This window comes from Bradyrhizobium valentinum (assembly GCF_001440405.1).
In the GTDB taxonomy this organism is placed as follows: Bacteria; Pseudomonadota; Alphaproteobacteria; order Rhizobiales; family Xanthobacteraceae; genus Bradyrhizobium; species Bradyrhizobium valentinum.
In genome coordinates this window covers 1-10,848 of sequence record NZ_LLXX01000041.1, presented here as the reverse complement: position 1 = coordinate 10,848, position 10,848 = coordinate 1, and the positions used below count along the sequence as shown (strand labels likewise).

The window sequence follows — 10,848 nt, the reverse complement described above, 5'->3', positions numbered from 1 at the left end:
GTGCGCGAATTGGCGGAGCGGGCACGCGCCGCCGAGCGGGCGCTGCGCGCGCAGATGGCGGTAGCAGCCCCGAAGAAGCGGCCGCCGGTGCGGGTCCGCGCCTCGGTGCAGCCGACCTTCGTCCGCTTCGTGTTCGAGATGCCCGACGGCGTCAACGTGTCGTCGGTGCTGAACGAACAGAGGCTGACGCTGCAGTTCAACAGCGTACTCAATTTCGACCTGGCGGATGCGAAGGTGGCGGCGCCGCCGAACATCGCCTCGATCAATCAGCGGGCCGACGTCGACTCCTCCGCAGTCGACATCGTGCTGATCGGCGAGGTCGACGTGCATTCCTTCCGCGAGGAAAAGAACTATGTGATCGATGTCGCCTTCCAGCAGGCGGAAAAGCCCGCGTTGGCCGAGCCGCATGCCGCGGCCAAGCCGGTCGTACCGGCCAAGCCGGGGCCTGCCTCGCGGCTTTCGCGCGACAAGGCCTCGAAGGAATCGCCGCCGGCGGAAATTCCGCCCGTCACCTCGGAGATGATTGCCGAACAAGCCAGGATCGAGATCAAGCCCGCGCAGATGGCCGAAGCGCCGGCCGTGGCCGCAACGCCTGCGGCCAACAAGGCGCCGCCGGCCCATGACAACGCGGCCGCTGCGCCCGAGAAGATGGCGGCGGTGCCGGAGAAACCATCGTCTCCGGCGGAAGCTGCCAAAGCGGACCAGCCCGTCGAGCAGATCCAGGCTGTCGCTGCGGAAGCTGCGAAGGCCGTGACGGCCAAAGAGGCTCCACCTCCCGCGGAGCCGCCGAAGAAGGCAGCACCGGCGGCCTCTGGTCCGCCGCCCGAAAGCGGCGCCAGGGACAAGGCAGCCACTGTCGAGGCGAGGCGTGACAGCGACGGCCTGCGCGTGACGTTCTCTTTTGCCGCGCCCACCCCGGCTGCGCTGTTCCGCCGCGCCGATACGGTGTGGCTGGTGTTCGACCAGACCAAGCCAATCGATATCGAACCGATCCGCGCCAAGGGCGGCGCCATCATAGGCGATGTCAGCCGGCTGCCGCTGGAAAAGGGCCAGGCCGTCCGCATCCGTCTCAACCGGCCGCAGATCCCTTCGCTCGAAAGCGAAGGCCGCGCCAACGGCGCCGAATGGACGCTGACCTTCGCCGACCGCGGCCATACGCCGCCGTTGCCGCTGATGGTGCTGCGAAACATTACTGATCCCGCGCTCGCCAGTGTCACCGTGCCGCTGGCCAATCCCGGCGTGATGCACCGTCTGGTCGATCCCGACGCCGGCGATACGCTATTGGTCGTCACCGCGCCGCCGCCGACTCGCGGCCTCATCAAGCGGCAGGATTTCGTCGAGCTGTCGCTGCTGGAATCCGTGCATGGCGTGGTGGTGCATCCGAACTCCGACGACATCAACGCCGAGGTCGGCGCTGACAAGGTAGTGCTCGGCCGGCCCGGCGGATTGACGCTGTCATCGGCCGATGTCGCGGCCGAACGCGCCACCGCGGCGGTGAGGCCGCTGTTCGACGCCAACGAATGGCGCAAGAACCGGGAAGAAAAATTTCTCCCGCGGCTGGATGTGCTGATCAAGGCTGCGGCCGCCGCGGCGCCTGGGCAAAAGACGCAAGCCCGCCTCGAGCTTGCCAATTTCTACATGTCGCGCGGGATGTATCAGGAGGCGAGAGGGGTGACCAACCTCATCCTCTCCGAGACCAGCGAGGGGAGCGAAGAGGCCAACGTGTTGATGGTGCATGCGGTCGCCAGCATCCTGATCGGTCATCCCGAGCGAGGGCTCAAGGACCTTGCCAATCCGGCGGTCGGCAACGGCTACGATTCCCAATTGTGGAAGGGGTTCGCGTTCGCCCGTCAGGAAAAATGGGCGGACGCGCGTGAAAAGTTCAAGAATGCCGAATTCTCGATCGCCGCGCTGCCGCTGGAACTGCAGCGCATCGTCACTGCGGATGCGATGCGGGCCGCGCTCGAGGTGAAGGATTATGCCGGTGCCTCGCGGCGGCACAGCGAACTCGACGTGATCGGCATTCCCCACGAGATGAAGCCCGAGATCGCGGTGCTGCGCGGGCGCCTCGCCGAGGCGCTGGGACACGACAAGGACGCGCTCGACGCCTACAAATTCGCGGCGCAGTCTCGCGACCGGCAGGCATCGGCGGAGGCGACGCTGCTGGAGGTCCTGCTGCGGCACAAGCGCGGAGAACTCGCCCAGGCCGAGTTGCTCCGCGAACTGGAGACGTTGTCCGTCGTCTGGCGCGGCGACGCGATCGAGTTGAGAACGTTGAACAAGCTGGTCCAGATCTACGCCGAAAGCGGTCGCTACGCCCACTCGCTGGCCGCCGCCAAGACCGCGACGAAGCTGCAGCCGAACTCCGAACCGTCGCGGCAGGGCCAGGACGCGGCGTCCGCGTTGTTCGCGGAGCTCTTTCTCGGCTCGAAGGGCGACGACATGAAGCCGGTCGACGCGCTCGCCATGTTCTACGAGTATCGCGAATTGACGCCGATCGGCCGGCGCGGCGACGAGATGATCCGGCGTCTCGCCGACCGGCTAGCCGCTGTCGACCTGCTCGACCAGGCCGCAGAACTGCTGCAGTACCAGGTCGACAAGCGGCTGGAGGGAGCCGCGCGCGCGCAGGTGGCGGCGCGCCTTGCCATGGTCTACCTGACCAACCGCAAGCCGGACCGGGCGATCATGGCGCTGCGCTTGACGCGGATCGCCGATCTATCCGGCGAACTGCGGCAGCAGCGGCTGCTGCTGGAGGCCCGCGCGCAGAGCGACATCGGTCGCCACGACCTCGCGCTCGATATCATCTCAAACCTCACCGGCCGCGAAGCGATCCGGCTGCGCTCCGACATCTATTGGGCGTCGCGGCAGTGGCGGGAGGCGTCCGAACAGATCGAACTGTACCACGCCGACCGCTGGCGGGATTTCAAACCGCTGAGCGCCGCCGAGAAGAGCGACGTGATCCGCGCCGTGGTCGGCTATGCGCTGGCCGGCGACGCGATCGGCCTGGCCCGTTTCCGCGAGAAATACGCGCCCCTGATGACCGGCGAGGCCGACCGGCTCGCGTTCGAGACCGCGAGCAAGCCGGCCGCTTCCAACAGCGCCGAATTCGCCCTGATCGCCAAGATGGCCGCCAGCGTCGATACACTCGACGGCTTCATCCGCGAAATGAAGATCCGCTTCCCGGACGCCACCGCCCGCGCGCCGCTGTCGCCGGAAATGTCCGGGGCCGAGCCGGTCCACACTGGCGCCTTGCCCGCGACCGCCCGCATCAGGCGGATCGAACTGACGAAGCAGGCCAAGTAGCGGATTCGGCCGCAGGTTCGGCCAACTTTTGACGAGTTGGCGCATTAGGGAGACCCAACGTCTTTCTTCAGTCTTCTTGAGCCACTTCCCTGATGCCGTTGACCCGGGACCGAATTGTTGGACACGACAACGAACGCCTCGCGTTCAAGTTCACTATGCTGAACGACGGCGAGACGGTCGAATGCCAGATCAGCGATGCCGCTATGGATGAACTCGGAGGCGTCAGGGGCACCGAGAGCATCGCGAGGCAGGCGCAATTCGTGGCCCTGCGGGACGCGGTGGAGAGGATCGCTTCCGACCTGTTTGACCGCGGGCCGGTCGTCAAAGGTCAGGTCGTCCGTATCTTTACCAAACACATCAAAGGCGCTCCCTCACGGGGCACATCAGGGCCGTCGAATGAACCGGCGGCCCATCAGCAGATGGGCTGAAAAGCTGCAACGCTATCGCGACATCACTTCGTAGATCCTGATGCTCGATATGTAGGGGTTGCTTTGCGCCATCTCCTCAGCCTCATCCAGGCTGCCCGCACGCATGATGGTGAACCCGGTAATCGAGTCACGTTCTAACGGCAATTCCTTGCTGCCTGCTTTCGAGATTTCTCGGCCGCCGACGAATGGGCCGATGTTGTCGACGATATTGTCTTTGAACGTCTCGAACCATTTGCCCCAGGCCGCCATGATATCCGGGGTCGGTTTCTCAAACCCGTAATGCAGCAAAACGAATTTCTTCATGACTGCCTCCATGCCGTTGTGATGACTTCACTTTCAGCTTTATTCCGCCGAAGCCCGCCGGCGTTCGGCCAGATCGAATAACTGCGGCAGCTTGCGAACCAGTGTGGTCGATCCCCGGACTTTCGCACGCTGCGATGCCACCGCTTCTTCGAGGGATACACTCTTGCCGATGATCTGAAGTACCGCGTCGAACGGGGCTTCCAGCGATCCCTTGCAGGGCGCCAGGCCCCTCCGGATCGTCGTTCCGACCAAGCCTCCGGCGATTGTGAAAGGCGCCGATTTGCTTCCATGGCTGACGACGAGACCGATGTTTACCTCTGGGACGGGCGTGCGCTTGGCGATGGCATCGAGACCCAGCAGCACCCAATCCGGCTCGAACGTGTCGCCCGGAACGGGCGGAAACAGGAAGCGGCCGCCCCAGCGGATCAATTCCCGGATCGCCGGCTGGATCTCGCGGCCGATCTCGGTCAATTCATAGAGCTGCGCGTTGACCGGCCTGGGCAATGTGATCTTGCGAACGATGTTGCTGTCGATCAATTCGGTCAGGCGCGAGGCGAGCAAAGTGGGGCTCATTCCATCGAGGTGATCCAGCAGATCGCCAAAACGCTTCGGTCCCAGCAACAGCTCTCGGATGATCAGCAATGTCCACCGCTCGCCGATGAGTTCGGCTGCGCGGGCGAGCGCGCAGAATTGCGGGTAGTGGAGTTTGCTCATGAGACCATTGTTCGGTCGATCCCCGAAGTTCGATGGGCGAGGGCCATCAAGGGGCCCACGATCAGGAACTGCACAAGCGTGAAGGCGGATTCGAGGACAACGTAATCCGTGATCGACGACATCGGATGTTTTGCGGCGACTGCAAGCGTGGTGAACGACCAGGACAACAGGCCCGCCGCCAACCCAAACAGCAGTCCGCTTTTGAGGATGGAATTGCGATCCCGCGGAAACAGGCGGGGAAAAACCCACGAGAAAATGCCGGCCTGAATGATCATCGAGGCCAATCCGAAAGGAATGATGGGATCGGCGCGGTAGATGCCGAGCGCTTGATAGCGTTGCTCGAACAGGACGAGATGCCAGACAAAGGCGACGGGGAAGGTGGGGACGATGTAGGCCGCCATGCCAAGCCAGAAATGACGGGCGCTCGGGTAGGTGGTGTCGGATGCGATTGTCGTCATCGATGCGCCTCCCAATTTTACATGATACAAAAATTATAGTATCTACTACAAAAAATGGAGTCAACTTGCGCTGACGGATCGGCCCTTCGTCATCTCGTAGGGCCGCAAAAAAGCAACGGCCCCATGGGTCGCGCGACGAGATGGCGCGGCGTTCCGTTAGCCCTCGACAGATGCCGCTCGAGACGGCAACCTGCGGGGAAACTTATAGCCGGGGGAAGCCGTTACATGAGCAAGCTAGCCAAGACGGAAGCTGAACTGATCGCGATGGCACGGGCCGAATTGAAGGTTCACGCCGATTGCCCCGACGGCATCGTCATCTCCGTGCTTCGCGATGGCGATAGCTGGGAATTCCGTGCCCAGGCTGATGACGCCACCATCGCCAAACCCGGCTATCCTGAATGTGTCGCCATGCTGGTCCAGATCGGCGACCACCTCTGCAAGCAGTATGACTTCAGGGAGTGAGTGGAAGCTGCGAGCGACCGGCTGGGCTTGACTGCTCTAAACGCCTTCACACCGTAAAAATTCGTCCCGGGTTCAAAATGTTCTTTGGATCGAGCGCGCGCTTGAGCGTGCGCATGGTTTCGATTTCCTCTTCGGTGCGGCTCATTTTCAGGTAGGGCCGCTTGAGGATGCCGATGCCGTGTTCGGCCGAGATCGAGCCGCCGAATTCACCCGTGATGTCGTAAACGAGCCTCTCGAATTCATCGTGCTTGTCGGGCGTCTTCTCGTGATGCACGTTGACGTGCAAATTGCCATCGCCGGCATGCCCGAACACGATCGCAAACGCCTGGGGATCAATGGCTCTGACCCGCGATCCGATCGTGTCGGCATATTCCTCCATCCGGCCGATGGCGAGGCTGACATCGAAGCCGACGCGGGCGGTGTAAGGGAAGGTGCGGCCCAGCTCGACGCTGGAATCGCGGATGCGCCAGATCGCAGCGGCGGATGCATTGGAGGTCGAGAGCGTGGCGTCGAGGATCAGGTTGTCGCCCATTGCCGTCTCAAGCAGTTTCTCGAGATCGGCATGGATACGCTCGGGGTTGCTGCCGGAAGCCTCCAGCAGAACGTAGAAGGGGTGATGGGTCGGCAGCGGCCCGGCCACGCCCTTCACGCGCTCGACGGTGAGGCGGTAATAGGCATTCCACATCACTTCGAATGCGGTCAGTTCGCCGCCGAGACTTTCCCGCGCCATCCTCAGGAATGTCGTGACCTGCCCGAACGAGGGCAATGCGCACAGTGCCACCTGCCGTTCCACCGGTGCGGGAAAGACGCGTAGCGCAGCGCGCGTCACGACGCCGAGGATGCCCTCGCTGCCGATGAAAAGCTGCTTTAAGTCGATGCCGGTGTTGTTCTTGATGTATTTGCGCAGGCCCTTGAGCACGGTGCCGTCGGCGGTGACGACTTCGAGGCCGAGGATCAGGTCACGCGTCATGCCGTAGCGGATGACGCGGTTGCCGCCGGCATTGGTCGAGATGTTGCCGCCGATAGTGCAACTGCCGCGCGCGCCGAGATCGAGCGGAAACATCAGGCCATCCTGCTCGACCCGCTCCTGGAGCTTTTGCAGCGGCGTACCGGCTTGCGCGATGGCGACGCCGGCGGAGGCGTCGACCTCTTCAACGCTGTTCATCCGCTCCATCGACAACACGATTTCGTTCGCATTCGGCAGCGCGCCGCGGACCAGCCCGGTCATGCCGCCTTGCGTCGTAACGGGGACGCCTTCGCGGTGACAGAGCCGCAGCAGGCGGGAGACATCCTCCGTCGTTCGCGGGCGGACGACGGCGCGCGGTTTCGGCACCGGATTTCCGGCGATATCGTGATGATAGCGCGCGTCGATGTCGCCGCCTGATAGTACCGCGCCCTTGTCGAGTGCGCTGCGCAGTTCGTCGATGAAGCCCTCGGACATGCCCCTGCCTCTTCTTAATGCGGAGTTTGCTCGAAGCTATACATGCGGCATTCCCGAGATGAAACCCGGTCCGGCCGCAACCGCGGCTTTTTCCGAACTGGAAAGGCGGCTCTGAAGCCGGCATCCATCGGCCGGTGCCGTCAGCGGCGATCAGTGCGGCTGTCGCCGGGGAATTCTGTGCGGGGGCTTCTTGATGCGCGACTTCGGCATCGGCGGGGTGACGGTAGGGCTGATGGTGGGGCTGTCCTGCCGCTCAGGCTCAACCGATGTGATCTGGTTGCAGACGTCGCACTTGTAGACGTAAACGAGCGGGCGCAGTCCGATCCGGGGCAGCTTTCCGATCTGGGCCGTACCTGCGCCGCAGATCTCGCAGCGCGGCGGCAGAGCGGTCTCTGAAGGCTGGACAGGCATATCGAACTATCGCTGAAGCAACAAACGACTCAATTCGGCAATAGTGGTTGCCGATTGCATCCTAATCGTGGACAGAAAGTCCGTAAGACTACGAGGTCGTGCCACTCATCCGCCGCAAGCATCCGTTTTTTGCCACTAAATCGACCCTGCCCGGGCATCCAAGCAACACACTGTACGGTGCAAACTCACAAGGCCAGCGCGTGACCACACGGAAATTCCACCGGATCGAATCCGGCCGGATTCCAATTTGTGAGGCGTGCAGAAATGTCTTCCACCAACGGTCACGACACATCGATGCGAGCGGCGCTGGCGGCCGCGGAGTCTCGTCCGTCGCCCGCCGACAGATTCAATATTGACCGGGAAGGGCCGGCGAAGCGCGCCGTAAAACTCAGGGCGCTGCAGCAACGATTCCAGAAGTTGAACGAGTATTGCGACGAGGCGGCCGCTGAAATTCGCGCTTCGCTCGAGCGATCGCCGCCGCGTTAGCCTAGAGTGATTCTGGTCCCGAGCGGCCCGTTGTTTCGGATGGGGCAGTTCCGATTAGAGGCCCGGCCTCCAGGGGCATTCCGGGCCTCGCCTTTCTCCAATCGAAGCGAGACATCACCAGGCGGATGGCGCTTCAGAAATGTCTCACTTCTTGTCGTTCTTCTTGTCGATCTTCGTGACCGCCTCCGCCCTGTCGATCTTCGTGATGGTCTTGGTCCCCGCCGTGTCGCTCACGTCGAAGGTAACCCTGTCGCCTGCGTGCAAGGCGTTCAGCCGCGCGCCATCCTGGATTTTGAATTCCTCGGTCGCGGCGCCGGTGTTCGCGCCGGTGGTGCCATCAGGCATATCCTTGATGGAGATAGTGCCGCTGATCCGATCTATTCTGGTCACCATTCCAGTCCGCATTTGCTGGGCAAGAGCCGACGTCCCGGCGATGCTGAGGGCCGCGGTGGCAGCCATAATCATCCCTGCGATTTTCATGAAATACTCCCGGCTGTAGGGCATCTGCGATAAGCCGAGATTGCGGCTTTTGTTCCATGCCGGAGCGGGATTGCGGCTTTTTCTTCCCTGCGAATTAGGGCAATTCCGCAAATGACAAAGGGATGAAGGCGCGGTCCTGATTCGATCAGAATCGATGAACGATGAAGCTCTAGGCCGCGCCGGCCTCGGGCTCGAGTTCGGTTTCCGTCACCGTGCGGTTGCGGCCGAGCCGCTTGGCTTGATAAAGCCCGCGGTCGCAGCGCTCGATCATGGCGTCCGCGGATTCGGCGAGGCGGAATTGCGCCACCCCGATCGAAACCGTGATGCTGCCGATCTCCTTGCCGGTTGCGCGGCGGGTCAATTTCGCTTCTGCAATGCGGCGGCGAATGCGCTCGGCGACCGACGTACAATCCTCGAGATCGGCGCCCGGAAGCACCGCGATCAATTCCTCGCCGCCGTAACGGGCTGCGAGATCCACCTCGCGAACACCTTCTTGCAAGACCTTTGCGACCAGTCGAAGCACCTGGTCGCCGACCTGATGGCCGTAATCGTCGTTGAATTTCTTGAAGTGATCGATGTCGATCAGGAAAACGCTGAGCGGCTCGTCCTTTTCCATCGCCGCGATCTGGGCGAGGCGGAGAAATTCATCCATCGAGTGCCGGTTGGCTAGCCCGGTCAGCGCGTCGGTGTTGGAGCGTTGCTCGGCCGCTTTGAGCGAGTCGCGGATGCTGTCCAGTTCCTCCGACGTGGCGGCGAAATTCGCCTCCAGCTTGGCGGCCCGGGCCGTCGCCTTTGACAATTCATCAACCAGTTTTGCAATGATCGTCCGGGGATCGCCGGTACCCGCGGCCTCGGAGGATACTTCACCGAGCGCCTCGATGTGGCTGCGGTTGTCTGTGACGGCAGTGTTGAGGAATTGCTGCGCGGTCTCGATCAGCCCGCTCAATTGATCGGGAAGGTCGCCGAACGGATCGGTACCCGCCTGCGCCACATAGGTGACATAGAGTTGATGGTTGGTTGCCGCGTCGAATTTGCGCTTGCCCGCGATCAGAATGTCGATGGTCTTTCGCAGCGCCAGCGAGCCGCCGAGGGCATATTCGAACCAGACGGCGAAATTGGTCGGGGTGGCGGGAACGGACTGCTGCGACATCAACCGAATAGCCCGGTCGGCAATTGTCGTTGCGTATTCTACGTCCATATCGCCGATCGGCTGCCCTGCCATCGTTTGACCCGGTGATGCTTTTGCTACAAAAATTGTTTCCCTGGCATCCATTGTGCACGAAGGAACTAATCTGACCTTAAATTCCCTCGGAAACTCCGCAGCAAATACGTAACTAATATTGACCTATTCGCGCGTGGAACCCGGAGGACCAGCCACTAGCTGCCGCCATAGCTCTGCACCAGGCTCCCCGCCACCAGCGACCAGCCATCGACCAGCACGAAAAAGATCAACTTGAACGGCAGCGACACGACGACCGGGGGCAGCATCATCATACCCATCGACATCAGGACGGATGCGACCACGAGATCGATGATCAGGAAGGGGAGAAACAGCAGGAAACCGATCTCGAAGGCGCGCTTCAGTTCGGAAATCATGAAGGCCGGGACCAGAATCCGCAGCGACAGGTCTTCCGGCGCTGCCGGCGGCGGCTCGCCGGAGAGGTCCACGAACAGCTTCAGATCCTTTTCGCGAACATTTTTCTGCATGAAGCCACGCAGCGGCACCGAAGCCTTTTGCAGCGCTTCCTCGACCCCGATCTGGTTGGCCACCAGGGGCTTGATGCCGTCGTCATAGGATCTCTGCAGGACGGGGCCCATCACGAACGCGGTCAGGAACATCGCGAGCGCAATGATCACGGAATTGGGTGGGGCGGTCGCGGTGCCCAATGCGGTGCGCAGCAGTGACAGCACGACGACGATCCGCGTGAACGACGTCATCATGATCAGGATCGAGGGCGCGATCGACAGCACCGTCAACAGCGCGATCAACTGGATCGCGCGCTCGGTGACGCCGCCGCCGCCCTGGCCGAGATTGATGCTGATGTCCTGCGCCAGCGCCGGATCGGCGAGCGATCCGGCGGCGGTCAGGATTAAGAAAAATAAAACTCTACGCGGAGAAGTCGCCGGCCTCACGAAGGGTTCTTCGGACGGCCCAGCAATGACGCCATCTCGTCTTCGAGATTTTCGAAGCCGCTCTTCTGCGGGGCGGCTGCGGGAGCGGGGGGATCGCTGCGGGAAGTACGGGCGGGCGGCGTCTCCGGCGCAACCGGCGGCGCTACCGGTTCGGCTGGGCGGCGCAGGGCGGCTTCCAGCCGCTGCGCCATCTCGGCGAGATTTTGGTCGGCGCTCGACGGCGCGGGCG

The 10,848-nt window shown here is 62.6% G+C and carries 12 protein-coding genes and 1 pseudogene; 4 read left to right on the top strand and 9 right to left on the bottom strand.

Annotated features, from left to right (window positions below; translation table 11 throughout):
- Both CP49_RS45790 and CP49_RS42360 read left to right on the top strand, forming a co-directional pair.
- The coding region (locus CP49_RS45790) for a tetratricopeptide repeat protein (RefSeq protein WP_197423036.1) at window positions 1-3,303 on the top strand (3,303 nt) is incomplete at its 5' end.
- A 92-nt stretch (window positions 3,304-3,395) separates the two neighbouring features.
- On the top strand, window positions 3,396-3,731 hold the full coding sequence (locus tag CP49_RS42360) for a DUF1488 family protein (RefSeq protein WP_082645901.1): 336 nt from the start codon (window positions 3,396-3,398) through the stop codon (window positions 3,729-3,731).
- A gap of 12 nt (window positions 3,732-3,743) precedes the next feature.
- Here CP49_RS42360 and CP49_RS07705 read toward each other — a convergent pair whose 3' ends face one another.
- Genes CP49_RS07705 through CP49_RS07695 form a run of 3 tightly spaced genes read right to left on the bottom strand, consistent with a single transcriptional unit; the run spans window position 3,744 to window position 5,206 of the window.
- Window positions 3,744-4,034 (bottom strand): YciI family protein, encoded by a 291-nt coding sequence (locus tag CP49_RS07705; protein ID WP_197423035.1) that lies wholly within the window; start codon window positions 4,032-4,034, stop codon window positions 3,744-3,746.
- 39 nt (window positions 4,035-4,073) lie between these two features.
- Window positions 4,074-4,748 carry a winged helix-turn-helix transcriptional regulator gene (locus CP49_RS07700; protein WP_057849692.1) on the bottom strand — a complete coding sequence of 225 codons (675 nt, stop codon included), beginning with the start codon at window positions 4,746-4,748 and terminating at the stop codon, window positions 4,074-4,076.
- Window positions 4,745-5,206 carry a hypothetical protein gene (locus tag CP49_RS07695; protein WP_057849691.1) on the bottom strand — a complete coding sequence of 154 codons (462 nt, stop codon included), beginning with the start codon at window positions 5,204-5,206 and terminating at the stop codon, window positions 4,745-4,747. Before CP49_RS07695 ends, CP49_RS07700 begins: the two co-directional genes overlap by 4 nt.
- A 225-nt stretch (window positions 5,207-5,431) precedes the next feature.
- On the opposite strand from CP49_RS07695, the gene CP49_RS07690 reads away from it, so the two are divergent.
- The gene (locus tag CP49_RS07690) at window positions 5,432-5,668 is read left to right on the top strand and encodes a hypothetical protein (protein ID WP_057849690.1); all 237 of its coding nucleotides are present in this window, start codon (window positions 5,432-5,434) and stop codon (window positions 5,666-5,668) included.
- 46 nt (window positions 5,669-5,714) lie between these two features.
- Here the strand turns inward: CP49_RS07690 and CP49_RS07685 are convergent, their stop codons facing one another.
- Both CP49_RS07685 and CP49_RS07680 read right to left on the bottom strand, forming a co-directional pair.
- Window positions 5,715-7,109, bottom strand: a complete 1,395-nt coding sequence (locus tag CP49_RS07685; protein ID WP_057849689.1) for an FAD-binding oxidoreductase — start codon at window positions 7,107-7,109, stop codon at window positions 5,715-5,717.
- A gap of 150 nt (window positions 7,110-7,259) precedes the next feature.
- Window positions 7,260-7,520 carry a hypothetical protein gene (locus tag CP49_RS07680; protein WP_057849688.1) on the bottom strand — a complete coding sequence of 87 codons (261 nt, stop codon included), beginning with the start codon at window positions 7,518-7,520 and terminating at the stop codon, window positions 7,260-7,262.
- 264 nt (window positions 7,521-7,784) lie between these two features.
- Between CP49_RS07680 and CP49_RS07675 the strand changes: the two genes are divergently transcribed.
- Window positions 7,785-8,006 (top strand): hypothetical protein, encoded by a 222-nt coding sequence (locus CP49_RS07675; protein WP_057900695.1) that lies wholly within the window; start codon window positions 7,785-7,787, stop codon window positions 8,004-8,006.
- Window positions 8,007-8,150: 144 nt separating this feature from the next.
- On the opposite strand, the gene CP49_RS07670 is transcribed toward CP49_RS07675, so the two are convergent.
- The 4 genes and pseudogenes from CP49_RS07670 to CP49_RS07655 form a co-directional block, all read right to left on the bottom strand.
- Window positions 8,151-8,486 (bottom strand): copper-binding protein, encoded by a 336-nt coding sequence (locus CP49_RS07670; protein WP_057849696.1) that lies wholly within the window; start codon window positions 8,484-8,486, stop codon window positions 8,151-8,153.
- A 169-nt stretch (window positions 8,487-8,655) separates the two neighbouring features.
- Complete coding sequence (locus tag CP49_RS07665) at window positions 8,656-9,636, bottom strand: GGDEF domain-containing protein (RefSeq protein WP_057849695.1); 981 nt, start codon at window positions 9,634-9,636, stop codon at window positions 8,656-8,658.
- Window positions 9,637-9,863: 227 nt separating this feature from the next.
- The gene (gene fliP / locus CP49_RS07660; protein ID WP_057849686.1) at window positions 9,864-10,619 is read right to left on the bottom strand and encodes a flagellar type III secretion system pore protein FliP; all 756 of its coding nucleotides are present in this window, start codon (window positions 10,617-10,619) and stop codon (window positions 9,864-9,866) included.
- Window positions 10,616-10,848: pseudogene (locus CP49_RS07655) on the bottom strand (flagellar biosynthetic protein FliO); the annotation flags it as partial. The gene fliP and the pseudogene CP49_RS07655, both read right to left, overlap by 4 nt.

Coding starts and splice junctions, on each gene's coding strand:
- CP49_RS42360 (WP_082645901.1), top strand. CDS start 3,396: ATGCCGTTGACCCGGGACCGAATTGTTGGACACGACAACGAACGCCTC.
- CP49_RS07705 (WP_197423035.1), bottom strand. CDS start 4,034: ATGAAGAAATTCGTTTTGCTGCATTACGGGTTTGAGAAACCGACCCCG.
- CP49_RS07700 (WP_057849692.1), bottom strand. CDS start 4,748: ATGAGCAAACTCCACTACCCGCAATTCTGCGCGCTCGCCCGCGCAGCC.
- CP49_RS07695 (WP_057849691.1), bottom strand. CDS start 5,206: ATGACGACAATCGCATCCGACACCACCTACCCGAGCGCCCGTCATTTC.
- CP49_RS07690 (WP_057849690.1), top strand. CDS start 5,432: ATGAGCAAGCTAGCCAAGACGGAAGCTGAACTGATCGCGATGGCACGG.
- CP49_RS07685 (WP_057849689.1), bottom strand. CDS start 7,109: ATGTCCGAGGGCTTCATCGACGAACTGCGCAGCGCACTCGACAAGGGC.
- CP49_RS07680 (WP_057849688.1), bottom strand. CDS start 7,520: ATGCCTGTCCAGCCTTCAGAGACCGCTCTGCCGCCGCGCTGCGAGATC.
- CP49_RS07675 (WP_057900695.1), top strand. CDS start 7,785: ATGTCTTCCACCAACGGTCACGACACATCGATGCGAGCGGCGCTGGCG.
- CP49_RS07670 (WP_057849696.1), bottom strand. CDS start 8,486: ATGAAAATCGCAGGGATGATTATGGCTGCCACCGCGGCCCTCAGCATC.
- CP49_RS07665 (WP_057849695.1), bottom strand. CDS start 9,636: ATGTCGCAGCAGTCCGTTCCCGCCACCCCGACCAATTTCGCCGTCTGG.